Here is a 19,429-nt window from a genome sequence, read left to right on the forward strand (position 1 = left end):
GAACTCAGAAGTGAAACGCCGTAGCGCCGATGGTAGTGTGGGGTCTCCCCATGTGAGAGTAGGGAACTGCCAGGCATCAAATTTAGCGTGCTGATATGGCTCAGTTGGTAGAGCGCACCCTTGGTAAGGGTGAGGTCCCCAGTTCGACTCTGGGTATCAGCACCACTTTATACTTAGGTTAAAGTTCGGCAAGAAGTAAAAGAATTTGTCTGGCGGCTTTAGCGCGGTGGTCCCACCTGACCCCATGCCGAACTCAGAAGTGAAACGCCGTAGCGCCGATGGTAGTGTGGGGTCTCCCCATGTGAGAGTAGGGAACTGCCAGACATCAAACAAGTAGAAAGGCCATCCGAAAGGATGGCCTTTTTGCGTTATGCCCTCAGCTAAACCAATTTACTTATCAGATATTCCAACGAGTGCCGTTAATACCTTACTGACGTATTAAAGCGTCTTAACCCAGCTATAAATGAATTCACGGAATGCATAATGCTTACTCGCAGCAGCGTTAAATCAATTCAGTGATTCAGACTGAGGTTGTATAGGTAAGGAAATAGGGCTATAAAAAAAACAGGATACTGAATCTAAAAGTTATCTGATGATATCTGAGAGGGGAAATATACATCCCTTTGATTAGATAAAATAAAAGCGCGGCGATGGCCGCGCTTTTAAAAGTATTATTTAGTCAGGGCGACAATACCGAGAGTCAGGCCAGCTATTGCTGCGGCGCCACCGGCAATCGCACCTGCTGTTTCCCAGTTATCCTGGGTAGTCCCCTTCATACAGGTATTGGTGTGAACCAGTCGCCCCTGATCGTCGTATACCGGTACACAGGGAGAGTCGTGCGCGCAACCAGCAAGCAGCGCAGCGAGAAGTGCAACGGAAAGGAATCTTTTCATGATGTTACCTCAATATGATCGCTTATTCGCTTAAGAACCGATGCGGCAATTTACGAATTGATGATTATTTTACCACCGCACTAATACCATACTGCACGGGGAATAATCTCAAATTGTGTGGATTGTAAAAATCATGGAGAAAAAAGAGGGGCGTTGATTATTTATGGAGGAAATGTGAAGAGATGTCTTTTTATTAGAATGCTGACAGGAAATAAAAAAGGCACCAGAGGTGCCTTTATGATTTTCATTAATCCTTATGCTTTGTAAACCGTCTCCGGACAACAACGAAGAAAACAGGAACAAAGAAAATGGCCAGCAGAGTGGCTGACAGCATCCCGCCCATCACGCCCGTCCCGACAGCGTTTTGTGCCCCACTACCTGCGCCACTACTGATGACCAGAGGCATAACACCAAGGATAAATGCCAGAGAGGTCATCAGGATAGGGCGCAGACGCATACGTGAGGCTTCCAGCGTGGCTTCAATAATCCCTTTGCCTTCTTTATCCATAAGATCCTTGGCGAACTCAACGATCAGTATGGCGTTTTTGGCTGATAAACCAATTGTCGTAAGCAGACCAACCTGGAAGTAAACGTCATTGTTCAGCCCACGTATTGATGCAGCCAGAAGCGCGCCGATCACCCCCAGGGGCACAACCAGCATGACCGAGAATGGAATTGACCAGCTTTCATAGAGAGCCGCCAGACACAGGAACACCACAATCAGTGAAATGGCATACAGTGCTGGAGCCTGATTTCCGGAAAGACGTTCCTGATAAGACATCCCCGTCCAGTCGTAGCCAATTCCGGAAGGCAGTTTCGACGCAAGGCTTTCCATCATCTCCATTGCCTCACCGGTACTTTTGCCTGGCGCAGACTCACCGAGGATCTCCATTGATGGCATCCCATTGTAACGTTCCAGACGAGGTGAGCCGTACACCCAGTGAGAGCTGCTAAAGGCAGAGAAAGGCACCATTTCGCCGTTAGCACTACGCACATACAGGTCGTTAATATCTCCTGGTAACATACGGAAGCGAGCATCAGCCTGGACATAAACTTTTTTCACGCGTCCATGATCGATAAAGTCGTTCACATAAGTGCCACCCAATGCTGTTGAGATGGTCTGATTGACATCAGATATGCTCACACCCAGCGCCTGGGCCTTCTCCTGGTCGACATCCAGTTTGTACTGTGGCGTATCTTCCAGTCCGTTAGGACGCACGCGGACCAGTAAGTCAGGATGTTCCCTTACCATGCCAAGCAGTTGGTTACGTGCCTGCGTGAGCTGCGTATGTCCCAGGTTTGCCTGGTCAATCAGTTCAAAGTCAAAGCCTGTTGCGGTACCCAGTTCAATAATGGCAGGGAGGTTAAACGGAAATACAAGACCATCTTTGATCTGGCTAAACGCTTTCGTTGCGCGGCTGACAATCGCCTCAACGCCGTTTTCCTTGCCCGGGCGTTCTTCCCATGGCTTCAGGCTGACGAAAGCGATACCGGAGTTCTGCCCCTGCCCGCTAAAGCTAAATCCGTTTACGGTAAAGACCGATTCAACGTTCGCTTTCTCTTTCGTCAGATAATAGTCCTGAACCTGATCGAGTACCTGCTGGGTACGCATCTGCGTCGCCCCTGCCGGCAGCTGAACCATCGTCATAAACACCCCCTGATCCTCTTCCGGCAGGAAGGAGGAAGGCAGGCGCAGGAACAGTACTGCCATGCCGCCGACGATGATGACGTAAACCAGCAGATAGCGTCCGGTCTTACGTAAAATGCCGCTCACGCTGTTGCTGTAGTGCTCCACGCTCTTATCAAAAAGCGCGTTAAACCAGCCGAAGAATCCACCTTTCTTTTCATGATGGTCGCTGGAAACCGGTTTGAGCAGCGTTGCACATAAAGCAGGCGTTAATATCAACGCCACCAGCACCGATAAGGCCATCGCGGAGACAATGGTCAGCGAGAACTGGCGATAGATAGCCCCGGTTGAACCTCCAAAAAATGCCATCGGAATAAACACCGCTGAAAGCACCATGGCAATGCCCACCAGAGCGCCCTGGATTTGCTCCATCGACTTCTGGGTCGCCTCTTTTGGCGGCAGCTTGTCCTCAACCATGACGCGTTCTACGTTCTCAACCACCACGATGGCATCATCGACGAGCAAACCTATCGCCAATACCATCCCGAACATCGTCAGGGTGTTAATGGAGAAACCAAACGCAGCCAGTACCGCAAAGGTACCCAGTAGCACCACGGGCACGGCAATAGTCGGAATAAGGGTCGCCCGCAGGTTTTGCAGGAACAAGTACATCACCAGGAACACGAGAACGATCGCTTCAAACAGCGTCTTCACCACTTCATGGATTGAGATCTTCACGAAAGGTGTGGTGTCGTACGGATAAACGACTTTCAGGCCCTGAGGGAAGAAGGGCTGCAACTGCGCCAGTTTACTCTTAATGGCGGCAGCGGTATCCAGCGCGTTTGCGCCAGTCGCCAGCTTGATCCCGAGCCCCGTTGCTGCCTGGCCATTGATTTTGGTGACCATGTTGTAGTTTTCGCCACCCAGCTCAATGCGGGCCACATCTTTCAGGTGGACCATTGAACCGTCCTGGTTCACCTTCAGCGTCACACGGCCAAACTCCTCCGGCGATTTCAGGCGCGTTTGAGCAATAATTGAGGCGTTCAGTTGCTGCCCTGGTACGGACGGCGTTCCTCCCAACTGGCCCGCAGCAATCTGGTCGTTCTGCGTTTTCAGTTGGTTAATGACATCCAACGGCGTGAGCTGATATTTATTCATCGCGTTGCTGTCCAGCCAGATGCGCATTGCATACTGCGCACCGAACAGCTGCACATCACCGACGCCGGAAGTACGGCTGATCGCATCTTTTACGTTAGAAGCGACATAGTCGGAGATATTATCCTGAGTGAGGTTTTTATTATCCGACACAAATCCCGCGACCAGCAGGAAGCTGCTGCTGGATTTTTCCACGCCGATCCCCTGTTGCTGTACTTCTTGCGGTAGCAGCGGCATAGCGAGCTGGAGTTTGTTCTGAACCTGCACCTGCGCGATATCAGGATCCGTACCCGACTCGAACGTCAGGGTGATGGTGACGTTACCGGCAGAATCACTGGTGGACGACATGTACATCAGATTGTCGATTCCGTTCATGTTCTGTTCGATAACCTGCGTCACGGTATCCTGGACAGTCTGGGCATCAGCGCCAGGGTAGGTCGCTGTCACCGCAACTGCTGGCGGCGCAATGGTTGGATATTGCGCCACCGGCAGTTTTAAAATGGCCAGCCCGCCCGCAATCATCAGAATGATGGAGAGCACCCAGGCGAAAACAGGCCGTTGAATAAAGAAATTAGCCATCTCGTTATCCCTTAACTGGCTGGAGTCGCGGCGGTATCAGGAATAGCCACGGCGGTGACGCCAGGGCGAACTTTTTGCAGGCCGCTGATAATGACGCGGTCGCCATTTTTCAGACCTTCCGTGATCAACCACCGATCGCCAATCGCCTGCGGTGCAACGACAGTGCGAGATTCCACCTGGTTTTTATCGTTTACCACAAGCACGGTTGCATCACCGCGAGGTGTACGGGTTACCCCCTGCTGGGGAACAAGGATGGCATCAGGCTGTGTGCCTTCGTCAATGCGTGCACGGACAAACATACCCGGTAACAGCATATGCTGAGGGTTAGGGAAGAGAGCGCGAAGGGTGATTGAGCCGGTACTTTCATCTACCGTGACATCAGAGAACTGGAGCGTTCCTTTCAGCGGATAAGGCTGGCCATTTTCCATCAGCAACTCAACGCTGCTGGTGTCTCCCTTTTGCAGGCTCGTCTGCTGCTTCAGACGCATAAAATCGCTGCTGGATTGCGTTACATCGACATAAATGGGATCGAGCTGCTGAACTGTCGCCAGTGCGTTTGACTGACCATTAGTGACTAACGCCCCTTCAGTGACGCTGGATTTGCCAATGCGCCCGTTGATTGGCGATGTGACTTTCGTATAAGCAAGATTGATCCGCGCGTTTTCAACGCCAGCTTTCGCGGCAACGACGCTTGCATCCGCCTGCTGGGCGGTTGCCACCGCCTGATCATACTCCTGCTTGCTCACATATTGCGTACCGACCAGCGGAAGGTAACGTTTTACCGTCAGATGGGCTATGTTTGCCGCCGCCTGCGCTTTTACCAGTTCACCTTTCGCATTGTCGTAGGCTGCCTGATAGGTGGCCGGATCGATCTGATAAAGTGATTCACCCGCTTTGACGTCGCTGCCTTCGGTAAAATTACGGTGCAGAATGATACCACTTACCTGGGGACGAACCTCCGCTACACGATAAGCGTCAGTTCTGCCTGGCAATTCCGTCGTTACGGCCAGTGGCGCGCTTTTGACAATATGAACACTGACCTGAGGAGCTTGCCCATGCTGCTGTGGGTTTTCTTGTCCATCGCACCCGGCGAGCAGTGCAGCACAGACAATGAAACCGGATAAGGGTAAGCGTCTGAAGTGATTCGTCATTACTGTTCCTTAAACTACCCTTGAACCGATATATGCCATAAGTCGGTGAAAGGGTGTGAGGCAAAAAAAGAAATGTAGCTGCGTATAATAATGAGGGTATTCAAGGTTTTTTAATTTATAAGTGCTGATGGAGGCAATAAAAAGCAAAATCAGATTCTGAACCAGTGTATTCGAAATCCGACTTCTTTCAGGATAATCAACGGAATACTTATGAGTAAATACAAACTATTTATTTAATGAATTTGATTCGCTCAATTTATTCGTATGAATTATAAATTAAATGAATTGACTTTTTTTGTGCAAAACTAAAACGGGTTATGGTGAATACTTTGACTTACACGACCCTTTAATAACGTTTGATGTCGTATCAACCGTATAAGTAATGAGTAGCAGGCTATGGCGCGTAAAAAGAAAGAAGAGGCTCAAAAGACCCGGCAGCAGCTGATTGAAGCCGCTATCGGGCTATTCGCGACACGTGGCGTGGCTAATACCACGCTTACCGACATCGCCGATGCTGCTCAACTTACTCGCGGGGCGGTTTACTGGCATTTTTCGAGTAAAGCGGAAATATTTAACGCCATCTGGGAACAGCAATTGCCGCTGCGTGAAATGATTCGTGACAGGTTAATACTTTCTGAAAAAGATGACCCTTTGTTAATGCTTCGTGAACAGTTTATTGTCGCGCTGCAATATATTGCGAGCGAGCCACGTCAGTATGCTCTTTTACAAATTCTGTATCATAAGTGTGAATTTCATGACGATGTGATTTCAGAATGTGAAATACGCAAGCGGATCGGTTTAAACGATACTTATCTTCGCAGGACGTTGAGACAATGCGTTGCGCGTAGCATTATTTCTTCCCAAACTAATATTGAACTGGCGCTGATTGTTTTCCACGCATTTTTTAGCGGAGTCATTAAAAACTGGTTAATGGATAGCAACAGTTTTAATCTGTACAAACAGGCGCCGGCGCTGGTGGATAATATTCTTGCGACACTAAATATCACTCGAGTGGCGCCAGTGTTCTACGATACAGCCTCATGATTGCATACGGGATGGAGACATCTCCCCGTGCTGGCACTGTTCCATAATAGCCTGCGCGGTAATCGGTTTGCCCAGCAGATAACCCTGTAGCGTATTGCATCCCAGTTCTGTCAGAAAGGTCTGCTGCGCTGCGGTTTCGACCCCTTCTGCCACGACCTTCAGATTCAGCGTTTTTGCCAGGGCGATAATCGCCGAGACGATCGTCGCATCTTCACTCTCTCCACTTAACTCTTTTACAAAAGCACGATCGATTTTCAACTCGCAGGCAGGGAGTCGCTTAAGATAAAGAAGGCTTGAATAACCTGTACCAAAATCGTCTATCGAGGCTTTTACGCCCGCATCCGTCAGCGCTGTCAGGACACGAACGCTTTCGTTCGGATTGCTCATCGCCGTGGTTTCAGTCACCTCCAGGATCAACATGCCGGGCGGTACGCTATGGCGCGTCAGACAATCGAGAACCGTTTTAATCAGCGACGGCTGTTCGAACTGCAACGTAGAAAGATTCACCGCCATTGACCAGTCCGTGTGGCCCTGAAGGTGCCATTCTCGAAGCTGGCGGCAGGCCTCGTCGATTACCCAGTTTCCAATTGGAATAATCAGCCCGGTTTTCTCTGCAAGCGGTAGAAACAGGTCGGGGGGCAGTAATCCCTGTTTGGGATGCTGCCAGCGTAACAGCGCTTCGAATCCGATGACCGGCCCGGCAGGGGCATGGAATTTAGGTTGATAAAGCAGGCGTAACTCATCACGGTCGATGGCCTGCCACAGATCATTCATCAGCTGTAGATGCGTCTGCGCCAGCGTATTCATTGACGGCTGAAAGAAGTGATAACCGTTGCGACCCATATGTTTCGTGTGGTACATCGCAGCATCAGCGTTAAACATCAGTTCACGATCGGTTTTGCCATCGTGTGGATAGAGCGCAATGCCAATGCTCAGGGTGACCATCAGTTCGTAAGGATCGAGATGGAACGGGCTATCAATGACGCGTACCAGTGAATTTGCCAGTGAGGCAGCATCATCCGGGGTAGTGGTTTCGGCCAGCAGGACGAATTCATCCCCACCGATACGCGCCAGCGTGTACTGACCTTTCAACTGCAACAGCAAACGCTGAGTCACCGCAACCAGAAGATTGTCACCGACATCATGACCATAGGCATCGTTGACGGTTTTAAAGCCATCAAGATCCATAAACATCAGCGCGAAAGGGCTTCCTTCGCGATCGGCCTTGCTGATGGCCTGATCGAGGCGATCCTCAAGCAGAATACGATTGGGTAAGCGCGTCAGCGTATCATGCAACGCCAGCTGAGCGAGTTCACGGTTAGCTTCTGCCAGTGATGAGGCCAGCAGCGAGGTACGAGCCTGAAGGCGGGCATCGAACATCGATACCAGCAGCGTAATCCCCAGAATAGCGAGCGCGACCACGCTAACCAGTATCGCCAGCCAGCTCCCGTTAATACCATGATGATGGACCATCGTCGACATCGGAAATTGTGCTGCTTCCATGCCGGCGTAATGCATGCCAGCGATAGCGATGCCCATGGTGATCGCCGCCCCCAGACGCATCAACGCCATTCGTGCAGCTTCCTGACGTAAACGGAACGTCAGCCAAAGAGCGGCCAGTGAAGCGGCAAGGGCTATGCCCACAGAGATAGCCATCCACGTTTTATCCCAGACAATACCCGGTGTGACCTCCAGGGCAGCCATACCGGTGTAGTGCATGGCAACTATGCCTGTACCCATCACGACGGCGCCAGGCAGCAGTCGGCGCAAATGTAGCTGCTCGCCGCTAACGAGCCACAGGGCGAACATTGACGAGCTGATGGCGATAATCATCGAAAGCACGGTCAGGGTCGCGTTGTAACTCATGCTCATGGAAAGATCCATCGCCAGCATACCGATGAAATGCATCGCCCACACGCCAATCCCCATCGAAACACCGCCACCTGCCAGCCAGACGCGTGCAGCGACGCCCTGGCTTCCGGCAACGCGCGCAGCCATATTCAGCGCGGTATAGGCGGCAAGAATGGCGACAATAAAGGAGATGACGACGAGGATTTGGTTGTATTGGCTAACCAGCATGGTCTGTTCACTCGTTGTGAGACGTTAAGCAAGAGCGGTTGGAAAGGGCACAGACATTATCATCGTCAGGAAATGACGAAAAGTGATTTAAGCCCCTGTTTTTATTGGGTGATAACAGAGGGGTACAGGATGGAAGAGGCTAGTCCAGCTCTGAGCAGTTGACCAGTTTTAGCGGGTTCACGGAATTCATATTGCGACATTTATCGGTTTCGGTGCTCATCAGTTCAATCCACTGCATCAGCAGCGCATCGAAAATGAAAACAGAGACAGCAAAAACGACCAGCCACCAGTATTTACGAATCATGTGTCATTCCGCGAAAAGAGAGCCTGTAAGGTGGTGGAAATATACACGAAAAGCGGGCGTTGAAAAGTGGGGAAGGAGAAGGTTTACAAAGCGTTGACGGTCGCTCATCCGGGCAATAAAAAAGGCGCTTCCCCATGCCGAAGAGCGCCTTTTTAAACAAGCAGTTAGCTAATCGAAATTAGTTCATGCCGTATTTTTTCAATTTCTTACGCAGGGTACCACGGTTGATGCCCATCATCAGGGCAGCGCGGGTTTGATTACCACGGGTGTATTGCATCACCATGTCCAACAGTGGCTGTTCAACTTCAGCCAGTACCAGCTCATACAGGTCATTAACATCCTGACCGTTCAGTTGAGCAAAATAGTTCTTCAGTGCCTGTTTAACCGAGTCACGCAGGGGCTTTTGAGTCACCTGATCCTGAGAGTTAACGGTAGAAACGGTCAGTACGTCAGAATTTACGCGTTGTTCGAACATAGTTCTGTCAGCTCTTTATTTCATTACGCAAGATTTTCGAAGTATGCCTCCAACGCCTCCAGCTGTTCGCTGGCATCCTCAATGGCGTTGAATGTGCGCCGAAACTGGTCATTTGGAGCGTGCTCCTGGAGATACCAGGATACGTGTTTACGCGCAATTCGGTACCCTTTTGCCTGGCCGTAGTGGTCATGCAGTTCCCGAACATGCGAACAAAGCAAGCGCTTAACCTCTGCCAGAGGCAGCGGGGCAAGCAGCTCCCCAGTGTCCAGATAATGCTGGATTTCCCGAAAGATCCAGGGTCTTCCCTGAGCGGCACGTCCTATCATCAGAGCATCAGCTCCCGTATAGTCGAGCACAGCTCTGGCTTTAAGCGGGTCAGTTATGTCGCCATTCGCGATAATCGGAATGGAAACTTTCTGCTTAACTGCCCGAATGCTGTCGTATTCAGCTTCACCGTTGAACAAACAGGCGCGAGTGCGTCCATGAATGGTCAGGGCCTGAATGCCACAGTCTTCGGCCAGTTGGGCAATCTCTACACAGTTACGGTGTTCCGGCGACCAACCCGTGCGAATCTTCAACGTAACAGGAACGTCCACTGCGCTGACAACCGCCGTCAGGATTGACTTCACCTGGTCGGGGTATTGCAGAAGGGCTGAACCTGCAAGCTTGCGATTCACCTTTTTGGCCGGGCAACCCATATTGATATCAATAATCTGGGCACCACTTTCCACGTTAATACGCGCGGCATCTGCCATCTCTTCAGGCACGCTTCCGGCAATTTGCACGGTGCGGATACCTGGCTCATCCACGTGCACCATCCGAAGGCGGGACTTGTCGCTTTCCCAAACCTGCGGGTTAGACGACATCATCTCGGAAACGGTTAATCCTGCTCCCATCTCGTAGCACAGCGTCCTGAACGGCCGGTCGGTAATACCTGCCATTGGGGCTGCGATCAGGCGATTTCTAAGCTGGTGGTGTCCGATGCGCATGAGTTAAGAAATGACCATACTGTGACTGCAAGGCGGCGTATATTACGCATTTTTTGCACGAGATGAAAGGCCAAACTTTGAACAATCCTCTGTTGTAGATCAAGGAATCGCCAGTCATTCTTTTCGGATAAGATTATTCGCTATTTAAATCATTGTGTTATGAAGAAATGAACATTTTGTGGGCGCTTACAATTTCCCGTAACTTCTCATCATTTCTGAATAAATGAATCAATTGGCCGGGATAATCTGCTGCGATATGCAGCAGATTATGGCGCTTCTTTGCGTTCTGCGTCGCATTTCAGCACAGGATATCAGCGCAAAAAATCGGCTTATTCAACAACCAGACGGCCATGAAGCGGCTGAACCGGGCGGTTGTTTTCGTGGTGCATAGTGTGAGTGAATTTTTGCAGCTGTTCAGCAGAGACGGTCAGCGGATGCTTGAGCACCAACCATGTCACCCCTTCTGAGCACGGTGGCGTGGTCAGGGAGCCGCTAAAACGCCAGTAGGTTTTATCCGCAGGCAGTAATTTATTCATATCGAGGGTTGGCTTAATTGTAACGTTCTGGTCAACCTGTCCTGGCATCACGCCCCAGAGTTTATCCAGCTCAGTGTTTGCCGCGCCCTGATCGAACATAACGGCAACGACCGTCAGTTCGCCGTCAGCGTTTTTATGGACCAGATGCATTTCCATTGCGTATTTTTTACCGTGCACCGTGTTTTCGGATGGTGCATGGAAATGGAACTGCTGTAACGTCCAGCGCTGTTTATCAAGCGTGATGCTGTCGCGTGTATCGGCATTTTCACTCGCCTGGATAGTATGGCCGTTGTTTGTCAGAATGACCGGGCCGTCGATATAGTGCGTTTCCAGCGGAGAGATGTGGGCTTTGACCGTGTTGTCTATGTTGACCGGCGACTGATACATTCCGCTTTTACACGTCTTGTACGCCTCGTCCAGTTCGCCCCAGTGTTCCGGTGCGCCTTCTCCCTGATAGCTCCAGTGTGATGCGTAAGCCGTAGCCGAAATCATGCTCAGCGCCAGCAGCGCTGCCTTGCCTGAAATGTGTTTCATCGTATTCTTCCTGTGAATTTTATTATCCAAATCAATGATTAACATTATGATTTGTGAGGTTATTTTATCGAAGAAAGGATGAAGGGGGGAGAAAAAACCGAAGGGAAAAGGCGTGGTCAGACGACCACGCCAAAGGCTTATTTTTTACGACCGGTGATGCGACACCACTCTTCTTTCTCGACAACCGGGTCGAGCGCAAAGAGATCGGCGTAGGCTTCACAGACGCTGGCTGCCTGGCTGGCAAGGATACCGGACAGGCCCAGCAGACCGCCTTCAACCGGCAGCACGCTGATTAACGGCGCCAGCTCGCGTAACGGGCCAGCCAGGATATTCGCGACCACCACATCGGCTTTCATGGCCTCTGGCTGTGCATCGGGCAGATACAGTTCAAGGCGATCGGAAACGCCATTACGCTCGGCGTTATCACGGCTGGCCTGAATCGCCTGCGGATCGATGTCGATCCCGATGGCTTTTGCCGCGCCCAGTTTCAGCGCCGCGATAGCGAGGATCCCGGATCCGCAACCGAAGTCGATCACGGTTTTGCCTTCCAGATCCAAGCCATCCAGCCATTGCAGGCACAGGGAGGTGGTCGGGTGGGTACCGGTGCCGAACGCCAGACCCGGATCCAGCATTACGTTGACCGCATTTTCATCGGGAACGTCGCGCCAGCTTGGGCAGATCCACAGACGCTGACCAAACTGCATCGGATGGAAGTTGTCCATCCACTCGCGTTCCCAGTCTTTGTCTTCCAGCTGTTCGATTTTATGCGCGAAACCCGCGCCCAGCAGCGGATGGTTTTCCAGAATCGCCACGACCTCTTTCATGTCGGTTTCTGCATCGAACAGGCCGATAACGTCCGTATCACCCCACAGGCGCGTTTCGCCTGGTAGCGGCTCAAAGACCGGCGTGTCATGCGTGTCCTGGAACGTGATAGAGACCGAACCGGCCTCCATCAGCGCATCACTCAGTTCTTCGGCGTTCGCGCCGGTTGTGTTCAGTTTCAATTGGATCCACGGCATGGCAAAACTCTTTATTTATCAGTAGAAATCAGGGTGGCGGGTGGAACGGGACGGCCAAAAAGGTTACCCACCACAAACGCCAGTAAACTTAACAGTAACGAAGGCACGATCGGGTGAAAGCCAAGATACTGAATTTTCAACGTGGCGAGAACGGCATACAGGACGCCCCCGACAATCATGCCGCTTAATGCACCCGCGGCATTCGCGCGTTCCCAGTACAGCCCCAGCACCAGCGGCCACAGGAAAACGGCTTCCAGCCCGCCAAAGGCGAGCAGGTTCAACCAGATGATCATCTCCGGTGGACGCCACGCGGCCAGCAGCAGCAACGCCCCCAGCACCAGGGTAATCACCGCCGACATGCGCTTGAGGCGTCGCTCATTTTCGACCTGTTCAGGGCGCAAATTCAGATAGAGATCTTTAATGATCGTAGCGGAACTTTGCAGCAACTGAGCGTTGATGGTCGACATAATGGCCGCCATGGGTGCGGCGAGGAAAATTCCGGCGGCAAACGGCGGAAGTACTTTCACCATCAGGGTTGGAATGACCAGATCCGGTACGGTAAGGTCAGGGATCACCGCGCGTCCCAGCGCGCCCGCCAGGTGCATACCAAACATCAGGATTGCCACCACAATTGTCCCGATAATAATCCCGCTGTGTACCGCTTTGCTGTCTTTATATGAGATGCAGCGCACGGCGGTATGCGGCAGGCCAATCACGCCAAAGCACACCAGCACCCAGAACGAGGTCATAAAGGTTGGAGAGAGGATGTCATCCGCTCCCTGCGGCGAGACCAGTTTCGGATCGATCGCTTCCAGGGTTTCAACCGCATGGCTCAGGCCCCCTGCGGCATGCACGATACCCACCAGCAGAACGAGAGTGCCAATGAGCATCACCATTCCCTGCATCGTATCGTTCAGAACGCTGGCACGGAACCCGCCAAACGCGGTGTACAGCGCGATACTCACACCGAAAATGACCAGACCCGTCTCGTAGGGGATCCCGGCTGCCGTTTCCAGCAGACGTGCGCCGCCGATAAACTGCACCGTCATCGCACCAATAAACGCCACCAGCAGACTCAGGCTTGCCAGCCATACCAGCAAGCGACTCTGATAGCGGGCAAACAGCATATCGTTCAGCGTCACGGCATTGTAGCGACGGGCCAGAATGGCAAACTTTTTACCCAGTATGCCCAGAGAGAGCCAGATGGCAGGCAGCTGGATCATGGCCAGCAGTACCCAGCCCAGTCCGTACTTATAAGCGGCGCCCGGGCCACCGATAAACGAGCTGGCGCTGATGTAAGTAGCGGTCAGCGTCATGGCCAGCACGACGCCACCCATTGAGCGGCTCCCGAGGAAATACTCGTTCAGAAAGGTGCCGGTCGAACGTTTACGCATCGCATAAACCGACAGGCCAAACACCAGGAACAGGTAAGCGACAAGCGGCAGAATGACTTCAAGCTGCATCATCGTCCTCCAGGGAGATATCGCGATAGATGAATTTCACCATCGCCCAGCACAGCACAATAAACACCAGCGGCAGCAGCAGGCAGGCCATTTCAAACCAGTGCGGGAGGCCGGTAATGCCAATCGCTGAATCAGGTAAGTAAGCAGTTACTAACCATGCAGCGAGATAGAGAAGGGTCAGCCACAGCGCCCAGCGCGCTTCTTTATGGGCCTGAACAAAACGTTTGTCCATTTTTTGTCCCTTGTGGATGAAGAAAGCGGGGATTGTACATGATGGGGCTTTGCGATCCCCAGAAATAAAAAAGGCCGGATAATCCGGCCTTTTAGCAACACTGGTCTCTTACTTCTCGTTCAGACCGAGTTTTTTCTCCAGGTAGTGGATGTTAGTACCACCATTCTGGAAGTGCTCGTCGCTCATGATGCGCATCTGGAGATCTACGTTGGTTTTGATCCCGTCGATGATCAGCTCCTGAAGGGCGTTCTTCATGCGGGCAATGGCCACGTCACGGTTTTCGCCGTAGCAGATCAGCTTACCGATCATTGAGTCATAATACGGCGGTACGGTGTAACCGGCGTAAATATGGGACTCCCAGCGCACACCAAAGCCACCCGGCGCGTGGAAACGCGTGATTTTACCCGGGCTTGGCAGGAAGGTGTTCGGGTCTTCGGCGTTGATACGGCACTCTACCGCATGGCCTTTAACCACAACTTCTTCCTGTTTGATGGACAGCGGCTGACCGGCTGCGATACGCAGCTGTTCTTTGATCAGGTCAACGCCGGTGATCATTTCGGTAACCGGGTGTTCAACCTGAATACGGGTGTTCATCTCAATGAAGTAGAACTCGCCGTTTTCGAACAGGAACTCAAAGGTACCCGCCCCGCGATAGCCGATATCGACACACGCTTTGGCGCAACGCTCACCGATGTAGCGACGCAGTTCCGGCGTAATGCCCGGCGCTGGCGCTTCTTCGACGACTTTCTGGTGACGACGCTGCATGGAGCAGTCACGTTCAGCCAGATAGATCGCGTTGCCCTGACCGTCAGCCAGCACCTGAATTTCGATGTGGCGTGGGTTTTCCAGGTATTTTTCCATGTACACCATGTCATTGCTGAAAGCCGCTTTCGCTTCCGCTTTGGTCATGGAGATGGACTGCGCCAGTTCAGCATCGCTGCGTACAACGCGCATACCGCGACCGCCGCCGCCGCCAGACGCCTTGATGATAACCGGGTAGCCAATGCGTTTAGCATGGGCGCGGTTAGCATCCATATCGTCGGTCAGCGGGCCGTCAGAGCCCGGTACGGTTGGCACGCCGGCTTTTTTCATCGCGGTGATGGCAGACACTTTGTCACCCATCAGGCGAATGGTGTCGGCTTTCGGGCCAATGAAGATAAAGCCAGAGCGTTCAACCTGCTCAGCAAAGTTGGCGTTCTCAGAGAGGAAACCATAACCCGGGTGAATCGCGACCGCGCCAGTGATTTCGGCGGCGCTGATGATAGCCGGGATGTTCAGATAGCTTTTTACGGACGGAGCCGGACCGATACAGACCGTCTCATCCGCCAGCAATACGTGTTTTAAATCGCGATCCGCGCTTGAGTGCACGGCCACGGTCTTGATGCCCAGTTCTTTACAGGCACGAAGAATACGCAGTGCAATCTCGCCACGGTTGGCGATAACAATTTTATCCAGCATGTTCGCCTCGTTACTCGATGACGACCAGCGGCTCGTCAAATTCTACCGGCTGACCACTTTCGACCAGAATCGCTTTCACAGTACCTGATTTGTCTGCTTCGATCTGGTTCATCATTTTCATGGCTTCAACGATGCACAGGGTATCGCCTACGTTGACTTTCTGACCCACTTCGATGAACGCTTTCGCGTCCGGGCTCGGGGTGCGGTAGAAAGTACCAACCATTGGGGAACGTACGATGTGACCACTGATTTCTGCAGCTGCTGCAGGTGCGGCTTCTGCTGCTGGTGCAACGGCTGCGGAGAGCGCAGGCTGCTGCACTGGCGCAGCATAAGCTTGCTGCATTACCGGGAAGCTAGCGGCTGGGGCTGCACGGCTGATGCGTACAGACTCTTCGCCTTCAGAAATTTCCAGTTCGGAGATGCCTGATTCTTCAACCAGCTCGATCAGTTTTTTAATCTTACGAATATCCATGAGTGGGTTCCGTACTCTTGTTTAGTGTGATTGTGACAAGCGTTTTACCGCTGTCTGTAAAGCGTATGAATAGCCGTCTGCACCCAGCCCACATATCACGCCAGCGGCGATATCTGACAAGTAGGAATGGTGGCGGAACGGCTCTCGGGCGTGCACGTTACTCAGATGGATCTCGATAAACGGGATACTCACCGCGAGCAGTGCGTCGCGTATAGCAACACTGGTGTGCGTAAACGCGGCCGGATTGATCAGGATATAGTCCACAGTGTCTTTAGCCTGATGAATACGGTCGATGATTGCGTACTCCGCGTTTGACTGAAAATGGTCCAAATCCACATTCAGCGAGGCTGCTTCCGTACCCAGACGGTTAACAATTTCGCTCAATGTCAGCGTGCCGTACTTCTCTGGCTCACGGGTGCCGAGCATGTTCAGGTTCGGTCCGTTCAATACTAAAATTTGGAATTTGTCAGCCATTGTGCCGCTATCTCCTGCGATTTTCGGGTAAAAAACAACATATACCCTCAACACGCAATTGTCACCCTTTCAGAGGCCAAAAACCCCTGTCCGGAAAACCGAAGTCGCACATTATAACGATTTCGTAGCATTTGGCAGCTAAATACTGGTCTTATCAGGGAAGATTATCAACCGCTATCCGAAAAAGATTCGCGGCTGATAAATAATCTGCGGGAAAACGCACAGTTTCGTGGACTATCGTACCCACTGGCGGAACTTCTTGTAACGCCATGCTAAAAGGGCCAATGCCAGCAGGGCGTAGATGACCGGCTGAGGAGATAATATCTTCACCGACCACAGGTAATGGATGGGCGCGAGGATCGCGACAAGATAGACGAAGTTGTGCAGCAGTTGCCAGCGCCGTCCCATTTTTCGCTGCGCGTACTGCGTGGATGTCAGCGTCAGTGCCAGTAAAACCAGCCAGCTTACGATACCCAGCGTCAGATAAGGACGCGTAACCATTTCGCTGCCAAGGAGTGCCAGGTTGTTAATGCCCAGTTCCAGCAGGGCGTAACTGGTGAGATGCAGCGTCGCCCAGGCAAAACACCATAGCCCCAAAAGCCGACGGGTACGTATTAACAATGGCTGTTTAGCGTAGCGCGCCAGCGGTGAGACGAGCAAGGTCGCCAGCAAAAATTTCAGAGCCATCCGACCCGTAAAATGCTGAATATCTTTAGCCGGATCGGCACTGAACTGTCCCTGGCTGGCTGCCCAAAAGAGCCAGATAAAGGGGAGCAATCCGGCTAAATGCAGGAGTACCTTCAGCCAGGTTATCTGCTTTGCCGTTAAACGCACTTAGAAGTTCTCCCGTAAATTCAGCCCACGATAGAGGGATGCCACCTCATCTGCATAGCCGTTAAACAGCAGCGTTGGCTGGCGTTTAACATCCAGCGCGCCGCCGGAACCGATAAAACGTTCCGTCGCCTGCGACCAGCGTGGATGATCAACGTGCGGGTTAACGTTGGCAAAAAAACCATACTCATCTGGCGCTGCGAGATTCCAGGTGGTGGGTGGGCGTTCACGGGTGAGCTTAATGCTGACGATCGATTTGATGCCCTTGAAACCGTATTTCCACGGTACGGTCAGGCGAATGGGCGCCCCGTTTTGCGGCGGCAGCGCTTTGCCGTAAACCCCGACGGTGAGCAGCGTAAGCGGATGCATGGCTTCGTCGAGACGTAAACCTTCAACGTAGGGATACTCCAGCCCGCCGCCGATAAACCGATCCTTCTGGCCTGGCATCTCGTCCGGGGCATAGCGCGTCTGGAAGGAAACATACTTCGCGTTGCTGGTGGGCTCAACCAGCGCCAGCAGTTTATGCAAAGGGAAACCTACCCACGGCACCACCATCGACCAGGCTTCCACACAGCGCATACGGTAAATGCGTTCTTCAAGTGGGAAGCGGGTGGTGAGGTCATGATGATCCAGCGTCAGCGGCTTTGCCACTTCGCCATCAATCTTCAGCGTCCAGGGATCGGTTTTCATGCTCCCGGCGTTGGCGGCAGGATCGGCCTTATCGAGGCCAAACTCATAGAAGTTGTTATAGCCGGTGACTTTATCTTCCGGCGTCAACGTCAGTTTATTCTGCCACTGCGCCGGTTTCGTGAAGTTAAGCGGTGCGCCAGAGGGGGCTTTCGGGCGGTCGTTGCCCTTAAACCAGTCGAGCAGATCGGCGTGGGCCGCAGGGGTGAGCGTCAGGGCAGTGGCGCTGATGCCAAGCATTTTCAGGATCTGGCGACGCTGTAGCATAAAGACAGACTCGGACGTTACGTCGGCTTCCGTCAGTTTTCGGGTTTTCATGGCATCCTCCGTCAGGCGTTTTTCTAAGCATGACGGAGGAGGAGGGTTAGCGCGAATATGTCACGAAAATTTGAAGATTAGGCGATTTTAACCAGCGCACGACCGTGGAACTGGTTGTCCATGATTTTATTGGCGTACTCTGGCGCCTGGCTCAGGGTAATCTCAGTGGCGCTCTGCTCATAGAATGAGGCTGGCAGATCCCGCGCCAGACGTTCCCAGGCCTCAGCCCGCCGCTCGGCTGGGGTCATGACCGAATCGACACCCTGAAGACGCACGTTACGCAGAATAAATGGCATCACCGTCGTCGGCAGGGCAAAACCACCCGCCAGACCACAGGCCGCCACGCAGCCACCGTAATTCATTTGCGCCAGTACCTTCGCCAGCACTTTGTCGCCGACGGTATCTACAGCGCCAGCCCAGACCTGTTTTTCCAGCGGACGGGTCTCGGCGAATTCGTCGCGGCTCAGAATACGGCTTGCGCCCAACTGACGTAGATAATCATGCGTACTTTCGCGGCCAGAGACGGCGGCGACCTGGTACCCCAGCTTGTGCAGCAGCGTGACGGCCGTGCTGCCCACGCCACCGCTGGCGCCGGTCACGACAATTTCGCCAGAGTCAGGACGGATCCCGGCCTCTTCCAGCGCCATCACGCAGAGCATGGCGGTGAAACCTGCCGTGCCGACGATCATCGCCTTACGGCCGTCCAGGCCTTTCGGCATCGGGACCAGCCAGTCACCTTTTACGCGCGCCTGCGCTGCCAGTCCTCCCCAGTGGTTTTCACCTACGCCCCAGCCGGTGAGCAGCACCTGCTGTCCGGCGTGAAAACGCGGATCTTCACTGGTATGCACGCGGCCAGCCAAGTCGATGCCTGGCACCATTGGGAAATTTCGGATGATTTTACCTTTTCCCGTAATGGCCAGTGCATCTTTATAGTTCAGGCTTGACCAGTCGATATCTACGGTCACGTCGCCCTCCGGCAGGCGGCTCTCGTCAATGGCTTGCACCGAGGCAACGGTTTTGCCGTCCAGCTGTTCTAAGATCAAAGCCTGCATACAGGGTCCTCACTAGGATTGATGATGGGAAAATATGTACTGAAGACTATACTCGCT

The 19,429-nt window shown here is 52.7% G+C and carries 18 protein-coding genes, 1 tRNA gene and 2 rRNA genes; 4 read left to right on the forward strand and 17 right to left on the reverse strand.

Going from position 1 to position 19,429, the window contains the following annotated elements:
- The 3 genes from rrf (ACOT1A_RS11785) to rrf (ACOT1A_RS11795) form a co-directional block, all read left to right on the forward strand.
- Nucleotides 1-75 (forward strand): 5S ribosomal RNA (gene rrf / locus ACOT1A_RS11785); the annotation flags it as partial.
- A 14-nt stretch (nt 76-89) separates the two neighbouring features.
- A tRNA-Thr gene (locus ACOT1A_RS11790) sits at nt 90-165 on the forward strand.
- Nucleotides 166-208: 43 nt separating this feature from the next.
- Nucleotides 209-324 (forward strand): 5S ribosomal RNA (rrf, locus tag ACOT1A_RS11795).
- A gap of 347 nt (nt 325-671) precedes the next feature.
- Here the strand turns inward: rrf (ACOT1A_RS11795) and ACOT1A_RS11800 are convergent.
- The 3 genes from ACOT1A_RS11800 to ACOT1A_RS11810 form a co-directional block, all read right to left on the reverse strand.
- Nucleotides 672-893, reverse strand: a complete 222-nt coding sequence (locus ACOT1A_RS11800) for a lipoprotein (protein WP_003860364.1) — start codon at nt 891-893, stop codon at nt 672-674.
- A 247-nt stretch (nt 894-1,140) separates the two neighbouring features.
- Entirely contained in the window at nt 1,141-4,254 is a 3,114-nt protein-coding gene (locus tag ACOT1A_RS11805; RefSeq protein ID WP_276170381.1) for an efflux RND transporter permease subunit, read from the reverse strand.
- Between the two features lie 11 nt (nt 4,255-4,265).
- The gene (locus ACOT1A_RS11810) at nt 4,266-5,405 is read right to left on the reverse strand and encodes an efflux RND transporter periplasmic adaptor subunit (protein WP_038416815.1); all 1,140 of its coding nucleotides are present in this window, start codon (nt 5,403-5,405) and stop codon (nt 4,266-4,268) included.
- 396 nt (nt 5,406-5,801) lie between these two features.
- Here ACOT1A_RS11810 and envR point away from each other — a divergent pair, with 396 nt between their 5' ends.
- Nucleotides 5,802-6,449: an acrEF/envCD operon transcriptional regulator gene (gene envR, locus ACOT1A_RS11815; protein WP_022649574.1), complete on the forward strand. Its 648-nt coding sequence runs from the start codon at nt 5,802-5,804 to the stop codon at nt 6,447-6,449.
- Here the strand turns inward: envR and ACOT1A_RS11820 are convergent.
- The 14 genes from ACOT1A_RS11820 to ACOT1A_RS11885 form a co-directional block, all read right to left on the reverse strand.
- On the reverse strand, nt 6,444-8,528 hold the full coding sequence (locus ACOT1A_RS11820) for a putative bifunctional diguanylate cyclase/phosphodiesterase (RefSeq protein WP_276170382.1): 2,085 nt from the start codon (nt 8,526-8,528) through the stop codon (nt 6,444-6,446). The genes envR and ACOT1A_RS11820 overlap by 6 nt on opposite strands.
- 139 nt (nt 8,529-8,667) lie before the next feature.
- Nucleotides 8,668-8,832 carry a DUF2556 family protein gene (locus tag ACOT1A_RS11825; RefSeq protein WP_003860373.1) on the reverse strand — a complete coding sequence of 55 codons (165 nt, stop codon included), beginning with the start codon at nt 8,830-8,832 and terminating at the stop codon, nt 8,668-8,670.
- 178 nt (nt 8,833-9,010) lie between these two features.
- Nucleotides 9,011-9,307 (reverse strand): DNA-binding transcriptional regulator Fis, encoded by a 297-nt coding sequence (fis, locus tag ACOT1A_RS11830; RefSeq protein ID WP_000462905.1) that lies wholly within the window; start codon nt 9,305-9,307, stop codon nt 9,011-9,013.
- 23 nt (nt 9,308-9,330) lie between these two features.
- A complete protein-coding gene (gene dusB / locus ACOT1A_RS11835) occupies nt 9,331-10,296 on the reverse strand; it encodes a tRNA dihydrouridine synthase DusB (protein WP_006812176.1) in 966 nt (321 codons plus the stop codon).
- Nucleotides 10,297-10,625: 329 nt separating this feature from the next.
- Nucleotides 10,626-11,366: a carbonic anhydrase gene (locus tag ACOT1A_RS11840; RefSeq protein ID WP_058646882.1), complete on the reverse strand. Its 741-nt coding sequence runs from the start codon at nt 11,364-11,366 to the stop codon at nt 10,626-10,628.
- A 137-nt stretch (nt 11,367-11,503) separates the two neighbouring features.
- Entirely contained in the window at nt 11,504-12,385 is an 882-nt protein-coding gene (prmA, locus tag ACOT1A_RS11845) for a 50S ribosomal protein L11 methyltransferase (RefSeq protein WP_038416812.1), read from the reverse strand.
- Nucleotides 12,386-12,396: 11 nt separating this feature from the next.
- Nucleotides 12,397-13,848, reverse strand: coding sequence for a sodium/pantothenate symporter (panF, locus tag ACOT1A_RS11850; protein WP_276170384.1), 1,452 nt, complete (start codon nt 13,846-13,848; stop codon nt 12,397-12,399).
- Nucleotides 13,838-14,080 (reverse strand): YhdT family protein, encoded by a 243-nt coding sequence (locus ACOT1A_RS11855; protein ID WP_022649569.1) that lies wholly within the window; start codon nt 14,078-14,080, stop codon nt 13,838-13,840. Before ACOT1A_RS11855 ends, panF begins: the two co-directional genes overlap by 11 nt.
- A gap of 108 nt (nt 14,081-14,188) precedes the next feature.
- Complete coding sequence (gene accC, locus ACOT1A_RS11860) at nt 14,189-15,538, reverse strand: acetyl-CoA carboxylase biotin carboxylase subunit (protein WP_003860388.1); 1,350 nt, start codon at nt 15,536-15,538, stop codon at nt 14,189-14,191.
- A gap of 10 nt (nt 15,539-15,548) precedes the next feature.
- Nucleotides 15,549-16,010, reverse strand: coding sequence for an acetyl-CoA carboxylase biotin carboxyl carrier protein (accB, locus tag ACOT1A_RS11865; protein WP_010436174.1), 462 nt, complete (start codon nt 16,008-16,010; stop codon nt 15,549-15,551).
- 21 nt (nt 16,011-16,031) lie between these two features.
- Nucleotides 16,032-16,484: a type II 3-dehydroquinate dehydratase gene (gene aroQ, locus ACOT1A_RS11870; RefSeq protein ID WP_022649568.1), complete on the reverse strand. Its 453-nt coding sequence runs from the start codon at nt 16,482-16,484 to the stop codon at nt 16,032-16,034.
- A 234-nt stretch (nt 16,485-16,718) separates the two neighbouring features.
- Nucleotides 16,719-17,318, reverse strand: coding sequence for a protein-methionine-sulfoxide reductase heme-binding subunit MsrQ (gene msrQ, locus ACOT1A_RS11875; protein ID WP_023298745.1), 600 nt, complete (start codon nt 17,316-17,318; stop codon nt 16,719-16,721).
- On the reverse strand, nt 17,319-18,320 hold the full coding sequence (gene msrP / locus ACOT1A_RS11880) for a protein-methionine-sulfoxide reductase catalytic subunit MsrP (RefSeq protein ID WP_032626457.1): 1,002 nt from the start codon (nt 18,318-18,320) through the stop codon (nt 17,319-17,321).
- 77 nt (nt 18,321-18,397) lie between these two features.
- On the reverse strand, nt 18,398-19,372 hold the full coding sequence (locus ACOT1A_RS11885; protein WP_045309167.1) for an MDR family oxidoreductase: 975 nt from the start codon (nt 19,370-19,372) through the stop codon (nt 18,398-18,400).
- Nucleotides 19,373-19,429 lie beyond the last annotated feature (57 nt).

The organism is Enterobacter cloacae complex sp. SYL003 (assembly GCF_049236925.1).
GTDB classification, from domain to species: Bacteria; Pseudomonadota; Gammaproteobacteria; order Enterobacterales; family Enterobacteriaceae; genus Enterobacter; species Enterobacter intestinihominis.

Excerpts from the sequence above, each read along its gene's own strand:
- ACOT1A_RS11800 (WP_003860364.1), bottom strand. The coding sequence starts at position 893 with ATGAAAAGATTCCTTTCCGTTGCACTTCTCGCTGCGCTGCTTGCTGGT.
- ACOT1A_RS11805 (WP_276170381.1), bottom strand. The coding sequence starts at position 4,254 with ATGGCTAATTTCTTTATTCAACGGCCTGTTTTCGCCTGGGTGCTCTCC.
- ACOT1A_RS11810 (WP_038416815.1), bottom strand. The coding sequence starts at position 5,405 with ATGACGAATCACTTCAGACGCTTACCCTTATCCGGTTTCATTGTCTGT.
- envR (WP_022649574.1), top strand. The coding sequence starts at position 5,802 with ATGGCGCGTAAAAAGAAAGAAGAGGCTCAAAAGACCCGGCAGCAGCTG.
- ACOT1A_RS11820 (WP_276170382.1), bottom strand. The coding sequence starts at position 8,528 with ATGCTGGTTAGCCAATACAACCAAATCCTCGTCGTCATCTCCTTTATT.
- ACOT1A_RS11825 (WP_003860373.1), bottom strand. The coding sequence starts at position 8,832 with ATGATTCGTAAATACTGGTGGCTGGTCGTTTTTGCTGTCTCTGTTTTC.
- fis (WP_000462905.1), bottom strand. The coding sequence starts at position 9,307 with ATGTTCGAACAACGCGTAAATTCTGACGTACTGACCGTTTCTACCGTT.
- dusB (WP_006812176.1), bottom strand. The coding sequence starts at position 10,296 with ATGCGCATCGGACACCACCAGCTTAGAAATCGCCTGATCGCAGCCCCA.
- ACOT1A_RS11840 (WP_058646882.1), bottom strand. The coding sequence starts at position 11,366 with ATGAAACACATTTCAGGCAAGGCAGCGCTGCTGGCGCTGAGCATGATT.
- prmA (WP_038416812.1), bottom strand. The coding sequence starts at position 12,385 with ATGCCGTGGATCCAATTGAAACTGAACACAACCGGCGCGAACGCCGAA.
- panF (WP_276170384.1), bottom strand. The coding sequence starts at position 13,848 with ATGCAGCTTGAAGTCATTCTGCCGCTTGTCGCTTACCTGTTCCTGGTG.
- ACOT1A_RS11855 (WP_022649569.1), bottom strand. The coding sequence starts at position 14,080 with ATGGACAAACGTTTTGTTCAGGCCCATAAAGAAGCGCGCTGGGCGCTG.
- accC (WP_003860388.1), bottom strand. The coding sequence starts at position 15,538 with ATGCTGGATAAAATTGTTATCGCCAACCGTGGCGAGATTGCACTGCGT.
- accB (WP_010436174.1), bottom strand. The coding sequence starts at position 16,010 with ATGGATATTCGTAAGATTAAAAAACTGATCGAGCTGGTTGAAGAATCA.
- aroQ (WP_022649568.1), bottom strand. The coding sequence starts at position 16,484 with ATGGCTGACAAATTCCAAATTTTAGTATTGAACGGACCGAACCTGAAC.
- msrP (WP_032626457.1), bottom strand. The coding sequence starts at position 18,320 with ATGAAAACCCGAAAACTGACGGAAGCCGACGTAACGTCCGAGTCTGTC.
- ACOT1A_RS11885 (WP_045309167.1), bottom strand. The coding sequence starts at position 19,372 with ATGCAGGCTTTGATCTTAGAACAGCTGGACGGCAAAACCGTTGCCTCG.